The following is a 17,644-nucleotide window of genomic DNA, read 5'->3' as shown; positions in this document are numbered from 1 at the left end:
AACGACCGACCACGAAAACGGCTCGACGCAGCCACCCCGCGAGAAGCCCTGCATCAGCTACTCTCAGACCAAGAAAACAGCGGTGTTGCATCGACCAGTTGAATCCACCTCCGGCGCACCGGGCGCAATTGTCCGAACGGGGCACAGTTGCGGTGCAGGGCGAACGGATGCTGAACGGGCGCCGAAAGGCAGTGCACGTGGGACCTTTGGCCCGTGTTTTGGGCGTTCCGGCAGCCTATGTTTGAACCAGAGACAAAGATCCCAGATCGGGTTGTCCAGGAGGAAAACTATGACGATCACAGACCAACCAGTCGCCACTCCCATAGCTACGAAGATCGACACCCTGGTTGCCGCCGGCAACGTCGCGCTGAAGGACTACGCGGACTTCACCCAGGAACAGATCGACTACATCGTCAAGAAGGCCTCCGTCGCCGCGCTGTCCCAGCACGCCACGCTCGCCGTGCACGCCGTCGCTGAGACCGGCCGTGGAGTCTTCGAAGACAAGGCCGTGAAGAACCTCTTCGCGTGCGAGCACGTCACCAACAGCATGCAGAACCTCAAGACCGTGGGCATCATCAGCCGCGACGAGCTCACCGGCATCACCGAGATCGCCGAGCCCGTCGGCGTCATCTGTGGCATCACCCCGGTCACGAACTGTACGTCCACCGCGATCTTCAAGTCGCTCATCGCGCTCAAGACCCGCAACCCCATCATCTTCGGCTTCCACCCCGCCGCGCAGGAGTCCTCCGCAGCCGCCGCCCGCGTCGTCCGCGACGCCGCCATCGCAGCAGGCGCACCCGCCAACTGCATCCAGTGGATCGAACAGCCGTCCCTCGAGGCCTCCACCCTGCTGATGAACCACCCCGGTGTGGCACTCATCCTCGCGACCGGTGGAAACGCCATGGTCCGCGCCGCGTACTCCTGCGGCAAGCCCGCCCTGGGCGTCGGCGCCGGCAACGTGCCCGCCTTCATCGAGAAGAGCGCCAAGCTCAAGCGTGCCGTCAACGACGTCGTGCTCTCGAAGGCCTTCGACTACGGCATGATCTGCGCTTCCGAGCAGGCCGTCATCATCGAAGAGCCCCTCTACAACGAGGCCATGGCCGAGTTCAAGATCCTGCACGCCTACCGCACCAACGCAGAAGAGAAGGCCCTCCTCGAAGAGTTCATCTTCGGCGTGCAGGCCAACTCGGAGAACTGCGCCGGCGCCAAGCTGAACCCGAACGTCGTCGGCAAGTCGCCGGTGTGGATCGCACAGCAGGCCGGCTTCAGCGTCCCCGAAGAAACGTCGATCATCCTGGTCGAGGTGTCCGGAGTCGGACCGCACGAGCCGATGACCCGCGAAAAGCTGGCACCGGTGCTCGCCGTCATGCACGCCAAGGACGCCGAAGAGGGCATCTCGCTCTCCGAGCAGATGGTGGAATTCGACGGACTGGGCCACTCGGGCTCGATCCACAGCGAAAACCCCGCGATCATCGAAGAATTCGGCAAGCGCGTCAAGGCTGTCCGCATCATCACCAACGCCCCCAGCTCGCTCGGTGGCATCGGTGACATTTACAACGCGTTCATCCCCTCGCTCACGCTCGGCTGTGGTTCGTACGGACACAACTCCGTCTCGAACAACGTCTCGGCGATCAACCTGATCAACATCAAGCGCATCGGCCGGAGGAACAACAACTTGCAGTGGTTCAAGATCCCCGCGAAGACCTACTTCGAGCCGAACGCCATCCGTTACCTGGCCGACATGCGCGACGTCACCCGGGTCACCATCGTCACCGACTCGACCATGACCCGCCTGGGCTTCGTCGACAAGATCCTCGACGTGCTCAACCGCCGTGAGGGCCGCGTTGCCCTGCAGATCATCGACAACGTGCTCCCCGAGCCCACCGTTGCCGCCGTCGAGAAGGGCGCAGAGGAAATGCGCGCCTTCAAGCCGGACACCATCATCGCCCTCGGTGGCGGTTCGCCGATGGACGCCGCCAAGGTCATGTGGCTGCTGTACGAACACCCCGAAATCGACTTCGCCGACATGAAGGAAAAGTTCTTCGACGTGCGCAAGCGCGCGTTCAAGTTCCCCGACCTCGGTGAGCTCGCCAAGCTGGTCTGCATCCCGACCACCTCGGGCACCGGTAGCGAGATGACCCCGTTCGCCGTCATCACCGACGACGTCACCGGCGTCAAGTACCCGCTGGCCGACTACGCGCTGATCCCGTCCGTCGCGATCATCGACCCCGTGCTCACGGCCATGATGCCGTCGTTCCTCGCCGCAGACTCCGGCTTCGACGCCCTGACCCACGCCACTGAGGCGTATGTCTCGGTGTACGCGAACGACTTCACCGACGGCCTCTGCCTGCACGCGATCAAGCTGATCTTCGAGAACATCGAGACCAGCGTCAAGGGCACCATCGGCAGCACCGATGACGCCGTGATCAAGGCTCGCGAGAAGATGCACAACGCCGCATCGATCTCCGGTATGGCATTCGGTAACGCCTTCCTGGGCATAGTCCACGCCATGGCTCACGTCACCGGCGCGCAGCTGCACCTGATCCACGGCCGGGTCAACGCGACCTACCTGCCGCACGTGATCCGGTACAACGGCACCGTACCGACCAAGCTGACCAGCTGGCCCAAGTACGAGCACTACATCGCCCCGGAGCGCTTCCAGGAAATCGCGAAGCACCTCGGCCTCCCGGCCTCCACCCCGGCCGAGGGCGTCGAGTCCTACGCCAAGGCCGTCGAGAAGCTGCGCGACCAGGTCGGCATCAAGCCGTCCTTCCAGGCACAGGGTGTGCCGGAAGAGGACTTCATCAGCCGCCTCGACTCGCTCGCCATGGGCGCCTACGGCGACCAGTGCGCACCCGCCAACCCGCGGATGCCGATGCTCGAGGACATGAAGACCCTCATGGAAGCCGCGTACTACGGCACGTCGTTCGCCGAGGTTCGCGCTGGACGCGCAGCCGTGGTTGACGCCGCGCACGAGACCGGTGCAGTGGTTGCCGCTCCGACCGAGGACGCCAAGAAGCCCGCCCGCAAGGCCGGCAAGTAGGCTCCACGCGTCACAGCAACAACCGTTCGACCTGCACCACCACAACGGCCCCGCACTCTCGTGCGGGGCCGTTCTGTGTTGCGAGAACGGTGCCGGCGGTCGCGGTCGCCCGTCGCTCCTCACCACCCATTGGTGTTAGATGGACACTGTGGGCAACCCAACTGACACTCCGCACGGCAACGCTGACGCTGCTGGACCCGATTCAGCCCGCATCCCTCAGGACGAGCAGGACGAGCAGGACGAGGCTCGAACCTCCAGCCAAGCCGCCCAGGATCAGAAGATCGAAAAGATCCTGGTGGACGCACACCGACGGGACGATGAGGCCGACATCCGCGATGTCGAGTCTGACAAGCGTGCCGAAGCCGCCGACCTCGAGGCCTTTTTGGACACCAGCGAAATATATTCAGGCCACGGAGAACGGCGAGCAGCAGCGCTGGACCGCTCCCACGCCAAGAGCGATCGTCAGTCCTCCGCCGACGATCGAGCCGAACTCACGAAGCACAAAGACACCCCGAACGCGGACTAGCCGAATTCCTGGCGCCACGACAAGGCGGCTGAGCTGCGAGCCGGGTCTGATCAGGCCGGGAGGGAGTGGGGTTCCACACCGACACTGGTCAGCAGCGTGACGACGTGGGCGCGGATGTCGTCCCGGATGTCCCGCACGGCTTCCAGCGATTGTCCGGCCGGGTCGGCCAGCTCCCAGTCCTGGTAGCGCTTGCCCGGGTAGACCGGGCAGGCGTCGCCGCAACCCATGGTCACCACGACGTCGGCGGCCTGCACCACGTCGTCGGTGAGGGGCTTGGGAAACTCTTCGCCCAGGTCCAGGCCGATTTCAGCCATGGCGGCGATCACGGTGGCGTGGATCTCACCGGAGGGCATCGAGCCGGCGCTGCGTACGTGAACGCGCCCGCCGGAGAGGTGCGCGGTGAGTACGGCGGCCATCTGGGACCGGCCCGCATTCTGCTCGCAGACGAAGAGCACCTCGGGGACGTCCCGGGCAATCGCGCCCTTGGCCTGGGCGAGCGCGGTGAGCCGGTCCGTGGCGAACCGAACCGTGCGAGCGGCGACGTGTGCGCGCACCGTCGATCCGCGCAGGAGGCTGGTGTACGACTCGAGCACGTATCGTTCCACGGTCTCGAGGCCGAAGATACCGGAGAACTTGAGCGAGAGCTCGTCGGAAAGACGGTGCAGGTACGCCTCCGGGAAGGTGAGACCGGGAAGGGGGCGACGGTCCGAAACATCCATTTTCTTCACCTTGTCGAGTGTCGGGTGGTCAGGCGGTGACGGGAAGGATCTCGGCGAGCAGCTTCTCGATGCGAGCCTTGATGTCGTCACGGATCGGGCGCACCGATTCGATGCCCTGACCGGCCGGGTCGGCCAGCTCCCAGTCCTCATAGCGCTTGCCGGGGAAGATCGGGCAGGCATCGCCGCAGCCCATGGTGATCACGACGTCGGAGTCTTTGACGGCCTCGGTCGTGAGAATTTTGGGCACGTTGTGTGCAATGTCGATGCCGTCTTCAGCCATGGCCTCGATGGCGACGGGGTTGATCTGGTCCTTCGGCTCGGAACCGGCCGAGAGCACCTCGACGCGACCTCCGGAGAGCGCCGTCAGGTATCCGGCGGCCATCTGGGACCGGCCGGCATTGTGCACGCAGACGAACAGAACTGTGGGCTTGGCGGCGGACGTACCTGCGCTGAGGTCAGACATGGGGATTCCTTCGGCTGGTGATTGATCGACATCTGTCAATATAGACGATTCACGCCGGCTGCGGCACCAGTGCAGAAATTGTCTTGAGCCGCTCACGCGCCATTCACCTCCCGTTCACCCACTCCCGGCGCCGGTCGGCAATGGTGTAAATCGATGCACGTCGATATGCTGGGATGGCCGGATGCGCTCGACACCGTGTCGCATCGCCCGGCGGATACCGAGGCTCCCATGACGTCCATCCAGATCTTCGAACCCGGCCTGTGCTGCGGCACCGGCATTTGTGGTGTCGACGTCGACCAGCAGCTCGTGACGGTGTCGGCCGACATCGACTGGGCGACCTCGGCCGGCGGCAGCGTGCGCCGGTTCAACCTCGCCCAGGAGCCCCTGGCGTTCGCCGAGAACGAGACCATGCGCAGTTTCCTGCACACGGTTGGCCAGGAAGGTCTTCCCGTCACGATGGTCGACGGCGCCACCGTGCTCACCGGCCGGTACCCGTCCCGCCCCGAGTTGGCCAAGTGGGCCGGCCTGGGCGCCCCCGCGGCCGAAGACCGGCCGTCGCTGCTCAGTGCCGCCCAGCCCGGTGCCTCCGCTGACGGCTGCTGCGGCGGCGGCGGCGGCGGCGGCGGCGAAGGCTGCTGCTGCTGATGACCGTCGGCACCGACATCCTTCTCGACACCGGCACCCGCAGCTCCACCGCCTTCCTGGCGGATGCCCCACGGTTCCTGTTCTTCACCGGCAAGGGCGGCGTCGGCAAGACCTCGATCGCCTGCGCAAGCGCGATCCGACTGGCCGAGGGCGGCGCATCCGTGCTGCTAGTCAGCACCGACCCGGCCTCGAACGTCGGCCAGGTGTTCGGCGTCAGCATCGGCAACACCGTGACTCAGATCGACGCCGTGCCCGGGCTTGCCGCGCTGGAGATCGACCCGGAGCAGGCCGTTCAGCAGTACCGCGAACGCATTGTGGGCCCGGTGCGTGGCCTGCTGCCCGCCGCGGAGGTCGCCTCGATCGAGGAGCAGCTCTCCGGCGCCTGCACCACCGAGATCGCCTCGTTCAACGAGTTCACCGACCTGCTCACGGATGCCGCCTGGACCGCCGCGTACGACCACATCGTCTTCGACACCGCACCGACCGGGCACACCATCCGGCTGCTGCAGCTGCCCGGCGACTGGACCGAGTTCCTCACCGCGGGCAAGGGCGACCCGTCGTGTCTGGGCCCGCTGTCCGGCCTGGAGAAGCAACGCGCGGTATACGCGCAGGCCGTGGCGGCACTCGGCGACCCCGAGCGCACCCGTCTGGTGCTCGTCTCCCGCGCCCAGCAGTCCACCCTGGCCGAGGCCGCCCGCACCCACACCGAGCTGGCCGCGATCGGCATGGACCGGCAGTACCTGGTGATCAACGGTGTGCTACCGGGCCCGGATGCCGAACTGCCCTCACCCGCAACGGGGCCCCCCGCGGGGGCTGACGACCCACTGGCGGCCGCCATCCGCCTGCGGGAACAGCGGGCGCTCGACGCCCGCGACCCCGTGCTGGTCGCGCTGCCCACCGATTACCTGCCGCTGATGGCCACGAACATGGTGGGCCTGCCCGCCCTCCGCGGCCTCCTCCCCCACGACGGCAGCTCTGTGAGCCCCGAGCCCGCCGCCGAGCTGCCCACGTCCGGACAAGTTGCCCCCGCACACCTGGGCAGTTCGTCCGGTGCGGGGCAACTCGGGGATGCCGGCCTTGAGGTTCTGGTGGACCAGATCGCCGCCGACGGCCACGGGCTGGTGATACTGATGGGCAAGGGCGGCGTGGGAAAGACCACTATGGCGGCTGCCGTCGCCGTCGCCCTGGCCGAACGCGGCTTCGCCGTGCACCTCACCACAACAGACCCCGCCGCGCACCTGACCGACACCCTCGCCGGCGAACTCACCAACCTCGAGGTCTCCCGCATCGACCCGGCCGTGGAGATCGAGCGCTACACCGAGCACGTCCTGACCACCAAGGGCAGCCGCCTCGACGAACAGGGCCTGGCCATGCTGCGCGAAGACCTGCGATCGCCGTGCACCGAAGAGATCGCTGTTTTCCAGGCCTTCTCCAAGGTGACCCGGGAGGCCAAGAACAAATTCGTGGTGCTCGACACCGCCCCGACCGGGCACACCCTGCTACTGCTGGACGCGGCGGGGTCCTATCACCGGGAGATCGCCCGCCAGATGGGCACCTCGATGCACTTCGTCACCCCGATGATGAAGCTGCAGGATCCGGCCCAGACCAAGGTACTGCTGGTGACCCTGGCCGAGACCACTCCGGTGCTCGAGGCCGCCGGCTTGCAGGAGGACCTGAGGCGTGCCGGCATCGAACCGTGGGCGTGGATCGTGAACAACTCGATCGCGGCGGCGTCACCGACCTCGGCGCTGCTGAAGCGCCGGGCGGCCAACGAGCTGCCCGAGATCGACGCGGTCCGCACCCGGTACGCCGCCCGCACCGCTATCGTGCCGCTTCTGGCGGTGGAGCCGATCGGCATTCCGGCGCTGGCTGGCCTGTCAGGGGGTTAACGCAAAAGTCCCGGTCTCTTTCGAGACCGGGACTTTTGTTTTAGTTGCGGGGGCAGGATTTGAACCTACGACCTCTGGGTTATGAGCCCAGCGAGCTACCGAACTGCTCCACCCCGCGCTACAAGAACTAAGTTACCACAGTTACCCAAGGCCCTCGAATCGGGGACGCCGCCCGGGCGCGTCGCACCCGGCACAGACAAAACGCGGGTGGTGCGACCGGGTTTCCCCGGCGCACCACCCGCGCATGGATGAGGCGGCTAACTACACGCTACTGCTGGTCGAGCAGCACCAGCAGCTCGGCGACCGCATCATTCAGCTTCTTGTCGGCAACCCCATAAGCGGAGAAGTCACCCGACGTCAGGGCCGCCTGCTTCTCGGTCACGGCCAGCTTGGCTTCCGCGAGGAGCGACCTGATCTGAGCATCCGTCGCCGGGTCACCGGTCGTCGTCGACGGGGCTGCGCCTCCGTCGACGGGAGCCTCGCCCGGGGCGGGCGTTTCCACGGCCGGCACGTCGGTGTCGCCGGCGTTGGCCCCGGACTCACCGCCGAAGAGCACGTTGAGTGCGTTATCGAGTGTGTCCTCGAAGGCGATCTGGTCACCGAAGGCCACCAGGACCTTCTGCAGCAGCGGGTAGCTGGTCTCACCGGTGGACTGCACGTAGACGGGCTGCACGTAGAGCAGACCGCCACCGACGGGCAGCGTCAGCAGGTTTCCGTTGAGCACGCTGGACTGGCCCTGCTTGAGCAGGTTGAGCTCGGCGGAGATCGTGGGATCACCGTTGAACTTGGCCTGCACCTGGCCGGGACCGGGCACCGTGATGTCGTTCGGCAAGGTCAACAGGCGCAGCTTGCCGTAACCCTCCGCCCGTTCCCCGTCGGTGGCACCCGCATCCGCGTCGGCGGCAAGGTACCCCGTCAGGACGTTCCGGCTGGTTTCACCGGACGCGTTGGGGATGAAGGTCGAGTACAGCGAGTACGACGGCGCATCCTGGCCGGGCATCTGCATCGTCAGGTAGTACGGCGGCTGCAGGGTGGTGTTGGTGCTCGGCGACACGGGGTCGTTCGGTGTGGTCCAGGCATCGTCTTCGGAGTAGAACGAACCGGGGTCGGTCACGTGGTACTTGCCCAGGACCGCGCGCTGCACCTTGAACATGTCGGCCGGGTAACGCACGTGACTCATCATGTCGCCGGTCATCTCGCTCATCGGCTCGACAGTCGACGGGAAGATCTTCTGCCAGGTCTGCAGCAGCGGGTCTTCTTCATCCCAGGCGTACAGGGTCACGGAGCCGTCGTAGGCATCCACGGTCGCCTTGACGGAGTTGCGCATGTAGTTGATGTTGTCCAGCGCGAACGGCTGTTCGGGCGTCTCGGTGTCGGCGATGGCGTCGCTCAGGCTGACCGCGGTGGAGTACGGGTAGCTGGCCGAGGTCGTGTACGCGTCCACAACCCACTTGATGCGTCCGTCGACGACGGTCGGGTACGGGTCGGAGTCGAGCGTGAGGTACGGGGCGACCTTCTGCACGCGGGTGATCGGGTCGCGGTCGTAGAGGATCTGGGACTCGTCGTTGACGGCGTTGGCCAGGAAGATCTGCTCGGACTGGAACTTGAGTGCGTAGATCAGCTTGTTGAACGGGCCGTTCAGGCTGGGACCGCCGTCACCGGTGAAGGTGGTGTAGGTCTGCTGGGCGCCGTCCTCGCCGGACGGATAGTCCAGTTCGATGGGGTCGGTGCCCTCAGGGGCGCCGACGATCGAGTAGGTCGGTGAGGTCTCGCCGAAGTACACCCGCGGCTCGAACTCGCCGAGCGCTCCCGACGTGGGGATGCCGTTCTCCAGGAACACCGGCTGGCCGTCGGCCGAACGCTGGTTGCCGTAGGCGGCGACGACCCCGTAGCCGTGCGTGTAGACGACCGATGAGTTGACCCACGTCTCGCTGCTCAGGCCGTTGAGGTTGAGGTCACGAACCGACACCACGGTGTCCTGGGACTTGCCGTCGATCGTGTAGCGGTCCACGTCGAGCTTGGACGGGAACTGGTAGTACTGCTTGAACTGCTCGAGCTGGGCGAACGCGTCGCTGACCAGGGCGGGGTCGAGGATGCGAATGTTGGCAGTGGTCTCCGCGTCCTCGCGCAGGGCGCCTGGCGTGGCCTCGGTGGTGGCGGTGTACGGGATCTCTTCCACATCGGCGACGCCGTAGGCATCGCGGGTGAGGTCGATGTTGCGCTGGATATACGGCGCTTCGAGGGTCTTCGCGCTCGGGTCCACCTGGAAGCGCTGCACGACCCAGGGGTAGAGCGAACCGATCAGCAGGCTGCTCACGATCAGCAACGCGGTGCCGATCACCGGCAGGCGCCAACGACCGATGAAGGCCGTGACGATGAAGAGGATGGCCACGAAGACCGCGATGCCGGCCAGGATTGCACGCCCGGGAATGGTGGCGCTGACGTCGGTGTAACCGGCGCCGGTGATCAGGTCGTTCGACTGGGTGAGGGTGGAGTACTGGTCCAGCCAGATGCTGACACCCTGCAGCAGTAGGTAGACCGCGGCGGTGATGGCGATCTGCACGCGGGCGGCCTTGGCCACGAAGACCTCACGGCCGGTGACGCGGATGGCGCCGTACAGGTAAGAGGTGGCGAGAGCGACCAGCGCGGAGATGAGCACGACGGCGGAGCTGAAGGCCAGCAGCGACTGGTAGAACGGCAGGTCGAAGAGGTAGAACGACACGTCGAAGCCGAACTGCGGGTCGGTGGTGCCCGCCTCGGTGCGGTTGAGCCACATCAGGATCGTCTGCCAGTGGGTCGCGGCGGCGACACCGGCGAAGAGGCCGAGCAGGGCGGGGATGCCGTACATCGCGAGCCGGCGCAGCGGCTCGATGACCTGCTGGTAACGATCGACCTGCGAGTTCAGCTTGGCGTAGACCGGGCGCAGCCTGTAGGCGAGCTGAATGCTCACCCAGACCGGCACGGCCATGCCGAGGAACCCGATGACGAACAGAACCGCGCTGGCGATCCATTGCGTGGTCAGCACGCTGAGGAAGCCGAGCTGGTCGAACCACAACACGTCGGCATAGAGCCCGGCGAAGATGAAGAACAAGATCACCAGCCCCGCAATGATCGCTGCCGTGATGGCGAGCGGGGCACGGCTCCGGCGTGGAGCGCTTCCAGCGGATGATGTGGTCACGAATTGGCCTCTTGCTCTGATAGATCGGGGGTCAGACCCTCATTCTATGCAGCCGCCCTCAGGGCAAACCCCGAGTTCGCTGAGGGCTCACCCAGAAGTGCCCGTGCTATCGGGTTGCCGGACAGGTCGGCAGGTCGCCGGTGTCGGCTCCGGTGCCGATGGCATCCAGCGCAGCGAGGGACTCGACGAGGGTGCTCACGGCCAGGACCGTCAAGCCATCCGGGATGTGACCGGAGACCTCGTCGCAGTTGGCGGCGGGAGCCAGGAACCACTCGGCACCGGCTTCTTTGGCTCCGAAGAGCTTTTGGCGGATCCCGCCGATGGGGCCGACACTGCCGGACTGGTCGATGGTTCCGGTGCCGGCGACATCCGCCCCACCATGGATGGACCCCGGGGTGAGCTTGTCGATGATGCCCAACGCGAACATCATGCCGGCGCTGGGCCCGCCGACCTTGTCGAGCTGGATGTTGACGTCGAACGGGAACTTGTACTCCGACTTGACGTTGATTCCCAGAACCACGTTGCCGTCGACGTCGACGGGGGTGACCTCGACGCTCTGCTCGGCGCCGTCGCGGGTCAGCCCGATGGTGGCCGGGGCGTCGGCGCCGCTGGCGGTGAGTGCCGCCCGCAGCGCGGTGATGTCGGCCACGGCTTCCCCGTTGACGGTCTCGATCAGGTCGCCGGCCTCGATCAGGCCGGTCGCCGGCGCCTCGTCGGCCAGTGACACCACGCTCAGTTCGGTCGGGTAGTCGTAGCCGAGGTTGGTCAACGCCGCGGCGATGGCGTCCCGCTGGGAGTTCACCATGGCCGCCTGGTTCTGCTCGTCACGCTGTTCGGTGCTGACGTCGGCCGGGAAGACCGACTCCATCGGCACCACCGCCTGGCTCGGGTCGAGCCAGGCCGACGCGACCGTCAACCAGTTCAGGCGGTTGTCCGGGTTGCCGAGCACCGAGACCGTGAGCAGGTCCAGCGTGCCCTCCGTCGGGTACACGGTCTCGTCCGGGATCGTGATGAGGTCGGTTTTCTCCCCGTCATATTCGGCGGATCCGAGCGTGTTGTACACGGGCCCGGGCTTCTCCACGACATACGGTGACGGCACGATCGCCAGGGTGAGCCCGGTGACCAGTGCGATACCCAGCACCACCCACCCCGTGCGCGAACCCTTGCGGGGTCGGTCGGAGCCTGAATGCGGGTCAGCGGTGAAGAGGGCCACCAGGCTCCTTAGAAGGATGAAGGGGAAGTGCGCAAGCTGTTCGCTACGGGCGACAAGGCAAGAACCCAGCGTAGGTCATTTCCCAGTTCTAGCCGGGGTTCTCGGGCTAGCGTAGAGGGACGCAACTGAGAGGTGCCTGAAGTGGCCGATGACTCCCGACCCGACGAAGGTCAGAACCCAGAAGACGAATTCCGGGACATGCTCCGAGACATCCTGTCGGGCAAGTCGTCCATCGACCCCGGCCAATTAGCCGGCGCGGCCGGACTCCCGAACGATCCCGCCAGTGTGGCGGCGCTGATGAGCCAGCTGCAGGGCGCCCTGAAGGGCGGCGGCGACGGCGGCATCAACTGGGGCATCGCCCTGCAGCAGGGCCAGGAACGCGCGGCCACCGGGCAGCTCAGCACGACCGACGCCCAGCGCGCCGAGTTCGAGCAGGCCTTCCACATCGCGGCGCTCTGGCTGGATGACGTGATCAACGTCGCCGAGCTCACAGTTGTCCCGCGCCTGATGACCCGCAAAGAGTGGGTGACCGCCACCATGCCGCTGTGGAGCCAGCTTTCCGAGCCCGTCGCGACGAGCATTTCGGATTCGCTCACCAACGTGCTCACCGAACAGGCCCCAGAGGAGCTCAAGGGCATGCTCGCCGGTGCCAGCCAGATGATGCGTAGCCTCGGCGGCACCCTGTTCGCCATGCAGCTGGGTCAGGTTGTCGGCCAGCTCGCCAGCGAGGTCGTCTCCGGCGGCGACATCGGCATCCCCCTGTTCAGCGACCAGCAGGCCGCCCTGCTCCCCCAGAACGTCGCCGAGTTCGGCGAGGGCCTTGACGTGCCCATCGACCAGGTGCAGATCTATCTCGCCGTGCGTGAGCTCGCCCACGCCCGCCTGTTCCGGCACTCCCGCTGGTTGCGTCTGCACATGATCAGCTCGATCACCGATTTCGCCCACGGCATCAGCATCGACACCGAACGGCTGGAGTCCCTCGCCGAGGGCTTCGACCCGTCGAACCCCGAGGAACTGCGGGACGCCATGGTGAACGGCTCCCTGATCCCGCCCAAGTCCGACGCCCAGCTGGCCGCCCTCGGCCGGCTCGAGACCATGCTCGCCCTGGTGGAGGGCTGGGTCGACGTGGTCACCGTGGAGGCCACCAGCCGGCTGCCGCGCGCCGACGCGATCAACGAGACCGTCAAGCGGCGCCGGGCATCCGGCGGCCCCGCAGAGTCGGCCTTCGCCACCCTGGTGGGCCTGGAGCTGCGCCCCCGCCGCCTGCGTGAGGCCGCCGCAATGTGGCAGGCCGTCACCGACGCCGTGGGCAACGAGGCCAGGGACGCCCTGTGGGCGCACCCCGACATCCTGCCGACGTCCGCGGACCTCGACGACCCGCAGGCCCTGGTCGCTCGGCTGACCTCCACCGCCAAGGGCGAGCCCCCGGTCCTGGACGACATCGACCAGGCCCTGGCCGACCTCCTCCGAGACGACAACCCCGACCGTCCCCACGAGGCGTAACGAAGGGGTCAGGCGGCTCCGATCAGCGCCTGGGCGGTGTCTTCGTCGGTGATCAGGACCGTGCACAGGCCGCTGAGGACGACGGAGCGGGCGATGGCGTGCTTGCGCGGGCCGCCGATCACGGCGACGGAAGTTTTCGCTCGGCGTAATTGCTCGAGCGGGATACCGAATGTGCGCTCGTCCAGCGCCGGGTCGACGATTTGGCCCGCACTGTCGATGAACCGACCGACCACATCGCCGACGGCTCCCTTGCGCACCAGTTCGTCGACCTGGTCCGGGGTGAGGTAACCGCTGTCGACGTGGGCGGAGCCGGCGTCGGCCTGGCCCGCACTGAACAGATAGGCGGATGCCGCGGCGCCCATCTCGAGCACCGCCGCGACCGAGCGGTCGGAGGCGATGGCCAACTTGGTCTCGACCCGTTCCAGGATCGCGGGGCTGGGCAACAAGGTGAACTGGCCCCCGCCCTTCTGGGCGATGCTGACGGCGGTGGCCGCGGCGGTTCCCGGCCGGGCGTTCAGGCTTACGCCGCCGTTGATTTGCACGACGTTGACGCCGTTCGCCCAACCGGGCTTGAGCTGTTCCGAGATGTCGTGCAGGGTGCGCCCCCAGCTGATACCGAGCGTGCGCGGCACCGGGCGCAGGGCGCTGAGGTAGTCAGCGGCCGCCTGCGCGGTGCGTTTTTGCAGGTCGAGTTCGTCGACGACACCGGCAGTGGACACCACGATTGCATCGACGAGGCCGGTGGCTCTGCGCAGCTGTCGTTCGAGGCCGAGCCGGCGGGCGCGGGGATGCACGATTTCGATGCGGATGAATCCGTTCGCCTTGGCCTGGGCCAACAGCCTGCCGACCTTCCAACGAGTGATCCGGAGGATCGTGCCGATCTCGTCCTGGGTCTTGTCCTCTTCGTAGTACAGCTCGGCCGCCCGAATAGACAGCAGCTCGTCGATGTCGGTCATTCGTTGACGCCTTCCTCAGTGGCCCCAGCGTAAGTGGAGCTGACCGGCCGGTACAACATGCGTTGCAGATCTTGCTCATATGAGCAGCGGATTACGAGCGGTGCCGGCGCTCCAGGTCGTCCTCGAGCAGGTGCGGGCGCGCGACAACCGCGCCGGCCACGGTGATCGCGAGCGCCGTGCCGATCAGGAACAGCAGCGGGGCCGTCCACGCCCCGGTGATCTCGTGCAGCAGCGCCACGCACAGCGGGCCGAGCGCACCGAGGGTGTAGCCGACGCTCTGCACAAAACCGCTCAGTGCCACCGACCCGGCGTGGGTGCGGGTGCGCAGGTTGATCAGAACCAGCGTGAGCGGGAAGAACAGCGGACCGAGACCGGCCAGCACCACCCAGAGCCAGGTGAGCGTGCTTGGCGCCAGAAGCAGGCCAAGATCGCCGATCAGGAAAGCGGCGACCCCCAGGTAGACCAGGATGGCCACGTTTTTCATTCGGGAGGTCAGCCACGGAATCAGCAGCGCGCAGGGGATGCCCATGGCGGCGTAGACCGAGAGCAGAGTGCCGGCCTGGGCCGGGGTCACGCCCGCGGTGTCGATGAGCAGCTGCGGTAGCCAGGCGAACATCGCGTAGGCGTTCAGCGACGACGCCGCGAACACCACGGCCAGTGCCCAGGCGATCGAGGAACGCCAGATCCGACCGAGCAGCGCCGGCTCCGCTTCCTCGACGAGGGCCCCCGGGCTGGCTTGCACCCGGTGTCGCACGAACATCGTCAGCCAGGGCACGAGGGCGAACACCACGGGCAGCACCCAGAGCCCGAGGGAGACCCGCCAGCCGGCGGCATCCGCGACCGGCACGGCGATCAGCGGCGGAATCAGGGTGCTCAGTGACACCACGGTGACGTAGAGGGAGGTGATCAGGCCGACCCTGTCGGGGAAGTACTTCTTCACCAGCGGCGGCAGCAGCACGTTGCCGACCCCGAGCCCGGCGAAGGTGATCACGCTGCCGATCATCAAGGCGGTGAGGGATCCCGCCCCGCCGCGGGTGAGGTGCCCGATGAGCATCGCGGTGAGGGCGAGCACCAGCACGTTCTCCAGGCCCAACCGGCGGGTGAAGACCGGGGTGAAGATGCCGAAGACGGCGAAGCAGACCGGCGGCAGCATACCGAGGAGCCCGATGGACGTTGCGGTCAGCGGGATGTCCGTGGAGATCTGGCTGACGATGGGCGAGAGTGCCGCGACGGCAGTGCGCAGGTTGGCGGCGACCAGGACGATGCCCAGCAGTGCCAGGGTTCGCCCGGTCCAGAGGGGGCGGGGCGAAAATTCTGACACCGGGCAAGTCTAGGCTGGACGGCATGGCAGAATTTGCGCGACTCCTCCCCCTCAGCCTGCGGAGTGTCGGCAACGAATCCGGCGTGAATGCGCGCTGGTCGGGGCACCTCGCGGCCACCGTCACGGCCATCGCCGACCTGCTCGCCGAGCTGACGCCCGAGCAGTGGGAGGCGCAGAGCCTGTGCACAGGCTGGCGGGTGCGCGATGTCGCCGGACACCTGGTCTGGCGGCTTGGCAGCACAAAGCGCGAACTCCTCGGCAGCGCCGCCCGCGCGTACCTCGGTCACTTTGTGCGCCCGGGGCGCGCCATCGACGCCGTGAGCCGGGCCGCGGCCGCCGCCGAGCCGGCACAGCTGGTGGCGCGGCTGCGGGAGATCGCCGCAGCCAGGGCAGCCTCGGGCCGCGGTGGCATCACCGAGCTGACCGAGGCCGTGGTGCACGGCCTCGACGTGGCGCATCCGCTCGGCCTGACCCTGCCGATTCACGCGACCGCCGGTGGCGCGGTTGCGCTGCGGCGCAGTCTGATCGCCCCCACCGAGATCAAGGCCGTTCTGCGCACACGCCGGTTGCTGGCGACGGATGCCGATTGGAGCGTCGGCCACGGCACGCCGCTGCGGGCACCGGCGTCGGAGCTGATTCTGTTCCTGTTCGGCCGCGGGCCGCTGCCCGCGGACACCCCACCCGTTCCGGCACCGCCGGAGCAGCCGGCCGGCTAATCGGCCGGGAGCCGCAGGATCGCGCGGGTCTTCACGACGTCATCCTCGATCTGCCTGATCAGCGGCTCGATGCCGGTGAACGCGACCATGCCGCGGATGTGCTCGACAAAAGCGACCTCGACGACATGGTCGTACAGGTCGATCTCCTGGTCGAGCACGTACGCCTCGACCTGCTTCTGCGGCACGCCATCGAAGGTGGGGTTGTTGCCGATGGAGATGGCGGCGGGATAGCGCACCCCGTTGTCGGTGAGCCAGCCGGCGTACACGCCGTCCGCGGGGACCAGCCCCTCGGCCTCCGGCGCGAGGTTCGCGGTGGGATAGCCGAGTTCGCGACCCCTGGCCGCACCGTGCACAACCATTCCACGCATCGTGGGGGTGTGCCCGAGCAACCGGGTTGCCGCCCGCACGTCACCGTCGGAGAGCAGCTCGCGGATCCACGTCGACGAGACCCGGCGCTCCCCCTGCGGCGTGACGTCGTCGATCAGGCGCACGTCGAAACCGTACCGGCCACCGAGCTCGGTGAGCAGGTCGGCGTCGCCGGCACCGCGCGCGCCGAACCTGAAGTCCCGGCCCACCATCACGTGGCGGGCGTGCAGGGTGTTCACGAGGATGTCACGGACGAAGTCCTCCGGCGGCAGTGACGAAAGCGCCCTGTCGAACGCGAGCACCACGGTGGCGTCGAGGCCGGTGCCACCGAGCAGGTCGAGCTTCTGCTGCACGCTGACCAGCTCGGCGGGACACTTGTCGGGGTTCAGCAGGGAGAGCGGGTGCCTGTCGAAGGTGACGACGACGGCGGCCAGGCCTTCCCGGTCGGCGAGGGTCTTGAGCTCTGCGATCACGGCGCGGTGGCCGGCGTGCACACCGTCGAACTTTCCGATGCTCACCGCGGAGGCCGGCCAGTCGGCCGGGACGGCGCCGCGACCGGGGAACACCTTCATGCCCGCGGTGGTGGGCACGTTTGAGGGAACGTTTGTGGGCGTAGCCTGGGCGCCGGTCATGCCGGGACGCCGTTCCGGTCGGTGCGCTCCGGCGCGTGGCGGGCCAGCCACCACATGCCCAGGATCGGCAGCACCAACGGGATGAACAGGTAGCCGCGGCCGTACACCGACCAGACTGTGTCGTGCGGGAACAGTTGCGGGTCGACCAGGCTGAGGGTGCCGATCACGAGAACACCGAGCAGTTCGAAGCCGATGGTGACCCAGGCGATCCGATACCAGGCGCGTCCGCGCTTGATCAGGGCGATGGTCGCGACGATGTAGACCACCGCGGCGAGGGCCGAGAGGGTGTACGCCAGCGGGGCCTCGTCGAACTTCCCGACGATCTGTACAAAGGACCGGCCGGTCGCGGCGAGGGCGAGGACGCCGTAGACCATGATCAGCACCCGCCCGATGCCGGTCACCCGGCCGGGAGTCGTCGTACCGGTGGCGTTGTCTCCGGAGTCGGTCTTGAGATCATTCATCGCTCAGTAATTA

At 67.1% G+C, this 17,644-nt stretch carries 14 protein-coding genes and 1 tRNA gene; 6 read left to right on the top strand and 9 right to left on the bottom strand.

The window, feature by feature from the left end:
* Window positions 1–289: 289 nt before the first annotated feature.
* Entirely contained in the window at window positions 290–3,043 is a 2,754-nt protein-coding gene (gene adhE / locus E3T22_RS15980; RefSeq protein ID WP_174776223.1) for a bifunctional acetaldehyde-CoA/alcohol dehydrogenase, read from the top strand.
* A gap of 148 nt (window positions 3,044–3,191) precedes the next feature.
* A complete protein-coding gene (locus E3T22_RS15975; protein ID WP_134479955.1) occupies window positions 3,192–3,569 on the top strand; it encodes a hypothetical protein in 378 nt (125 codons plus the stop codon).
* A 50-nt stretch (window positions 3,570–3,619) separates the two neighbouring features.
* Here the strand turns inward: E3T22_RS15975 and E3T22_RS15970 are convergent, their stop codons facing one another.
* Together E3T22_RS15970 and E3T22_RS15965 are read right to left on the bottom strand one after the other, a co-directional pair.
* The gene (locus E3T22_RS15970) at window positions 3,620–4,288 is read right to left on the bottom strand and encodes a phosphatase (protein ID WP_088455522.1); all 669 of its coding nucleotides are present in this window, start codon (window positions 4,286–4,288) and stop codon (window positions 3,620–3,622) included.
* A 28-nt stretch (window positions 4,289–4,316) separates the two neighbouring features.
* Window positions 4,317–4,751: an arsenate reductase ArsC gene (locus E3T22_RS15965; protein WP_088455521.1), complete on the bottom strand. Its 435-nt coding sequence runs from the start codon at window positions 4,749–4,751 to the stop codon at window positions 4,317–4,319.
* A 228-nt stretch (window positions 4,752–4,979) separates the two neighbouring features.
* On the opposite strand from E3T22_RS15965, the gene arsD reads away from it, so the two are divergent.
* Complete coding sequence (arsD, locus tag E3T22_RS15960; protein ID WP_134479957.1) at window positions 4,980–5,396, top strand: arsenite efflux transporter metallochaperone ArsD; 417 nt, start codon at window positions 4,980–4,982, stop codon at window positions 5,394–5,396.
* Window positions 5,396–7,285, top strand: a complete 1,890-nt coding sequence (gene arsA / locus E3T22_RS15955) for an arsenical pump-driving ATPase (protein WP_134479959.1) — start codon at window positions 5,396–5,398, stop codon at window positions 7,283–7,285. Before arsD ends, arsA begins: the two co-directional genes overlap by 1 nt.
* Window positions 7,286–7,329: 44 nt before the next feature.
* Here the strand turns inward: arsA and E3T22_RS15950 are convergent.
* The 3 genes from E3T22_RS15950 to E3T22_RS15940 form a co-directional block, all read right to left on the bottom strand.
* Window positions 7,330–7,403 (bottom strand) — tRNA-Met (locus tag E3T22_RS15950).
* A 150-nt stretch (window positions 7,404–7,553) separates the two neighbouring features.
* Window positions 7,554–10,463: a UPF0182 family protein gene (locus E3T22_RS15945; RefSeq protein ID WP_174776224.1), complete on the bottom strand. Its 2,910-nt coding sequence runs from the start codon at window positions 10,461–10,463 to the stop codon at window positions 7,554–7,556.
* A 106-nt stretch (window positions 10,464–10,569) separates the two neighbouring features.
* Window positions 10,570–11,676, bottom strand: coding sequence for a PDZ domain-containing protein (locus E3T22_RS15940; protein WP_134479961.1), 1,107 nt, complete (start codon window positions 11,674–11,676; stop codon window positions 10,570–10,572).
* A gap of 141 nt (window positions 11,677–11,817) precedes the next feature.
* Here E3T22_RS15940 and E3T22_RS15935 point away from each other — a divergent pair, with 141 nt between their 5' ends.
* Window positions 11,818–13,179, top strand: a complete 1,362-nt coding sequence (locus tag E3T22_RS15935) for a zinc-dependent metalloprotease (protein ID WP_370028227.1) — start codon at window positions 11,818–11,820, stop codon at window positions 13,177–13,179.
* Between the two features lie 8 nt (window positions 13,180–13,187).
* Here the strand turns inward: E3T22_RS15935 and E3T22_RS15930 are convergent, their stop codons facing one another.
* Window positions 13,188–14,135, bottom strand: coding sequence for a sugar-binding transcriptional regulator (locus E3T22_RS15930; protein WP_088455518.1), 948 nt, complete (start codon window positions 14,133–14,135; stop codon window positions 13,188–13,190).
* Between the two features lie 91 nt (window positions 14,136–14,226).
* Complete coding sequence (locus E3T22_RS15925; protein ID WP_134479963.1) at window positions 14,227–15,456, bottom strand: MFS transporter; 1,230 nt, start codon at window positions 15,454–15,456, stop codon at window positions 14,227–14,229.
* Between the two features lie 23 nt (window positions 15,457–15,479).
* Between E3T22_RS15925 and E3T22_RS15920 the strand changes: the two genes are divergently transcribed.
* A complete protein-coding gene (locus tag E3T22_RS15920; protein ID WP_134479965.1) occupies window positions 15,480–16,172 on the top strand; it encodes a maleylpyruvate isomerase family mycothiol-dependent enzyme in 693 nt (230 codons plus the stop codon).
* Here E3T22_RS15920 and E3T22_RS15915 read toward each other — a convergent pair.
* Window positions 16,169–17,110 carry a bifunctional riboflavin kinase/FAD synthetase gene (locus E3T22_RS15915; RefSeq protein WP_103478507.1) on the bottom strand — a complete coding sequence of 314 codons (942 nt, stop codon included), beginning with the start codon at window positions 17,108–17,110 and terminating at the stop codon, window positions 16,169–16,171. The two genes, E3T22_RS15920 and E3T22_RS15915, sit on opposite strands and share 4 nt — an antisense overlap.
* A 56-nt stretch (window positions 17,111–17,166) precedes the next feature.
* Complete coding sequence (locus E3T22_RS15910; RefSeq protein WP_088455514.1) at window positions 17,167–17,631, bottom strand: hypothetical protein; 465 nt, start codon at window positions 17,629–17,631, stop codon at window positions 17,167–17,169.
* Window positions 17,632–17,644: the final 13 nt, after the last annotated feature.

The organism is Cryobacterium sp. TMB3-10, from assembly GCF_004402305.1.
GTDB lineage: Bacteria > Actinomycetota > Actinomycetes > Actinomycetales > Microbacteriaceae > Cryobacterium > Cryobacterium zongtaii.
The sequence above is the reverse complement of the archived record's forward strand: the minus strand, read 5'-3'. Positions and strand labels throughout refer to the sequence as shown.

Bases quoted from the DNA above. Each gene is read 5' to 3' on its own strand.
- adhE (WP_174776223.1), top strand. From the start codon at position 290: ATGACGATCACAGACCAACCAGTCGCCACTCCCATAGCTACGAAGATC.
- E3T22_RS15970 (WP_088455522.1), bottom strand. From the start codon at position 4,288: ATGGATGTTTCGGACCGTCGCCCCCTTCCCGGTCTCACCTTCCCGGAG.
- E3T22_RS15965 (WP_088455521.1), bottom strand. From the start codon at position 4,751: ATGTCTGACCTCAGCGCAGGTACGTCCGCCGCCAAGCCCACAGTTCTG.
- arsD (WP_134479957.1), top strand. From the start codon at position 4,980: ATGACGTCCATCCAGATCTTCGAACCCGGCCTGTGCTGCGGCACCGGC.
- arsA (WP_134479959.1), top strand. From the start codon at position 5,396: ATGACCGTCGGCACCGACATCCTTCTCGACACCGGCACCCGCAGCTCC.
- E3T22_RS15930 (WP_088455518.1), bottom strand. From the start codon at position 14,135: ATGACCGACATCGACGAGCTGCTGTCTATTCGGGCGGCCGAGCTGTAC.
- E3T22_RS15920 (WP_134479965.1), top strand. From the start codon at position 15,480: ATGGCAGAATTTGCGCGACTCCTCCCCCTCAGCCTGCGGAGTGTCGGC.
- E3T22_RS15915 (WP_103478507.1), bottom strand. From the start codon at position 17,110: ATGAAGGTGTTCCCCGGTCGCGGCGCCGTCCCGGCCGACTGGCCGGCC.
- E3T22_RS15910 (WP_088455514.1), bottom strand. From the start codon at position 17,631: ATGAATGATCTCAAGACCGACTCCGGAGACAACGCCACCGGTACGACG.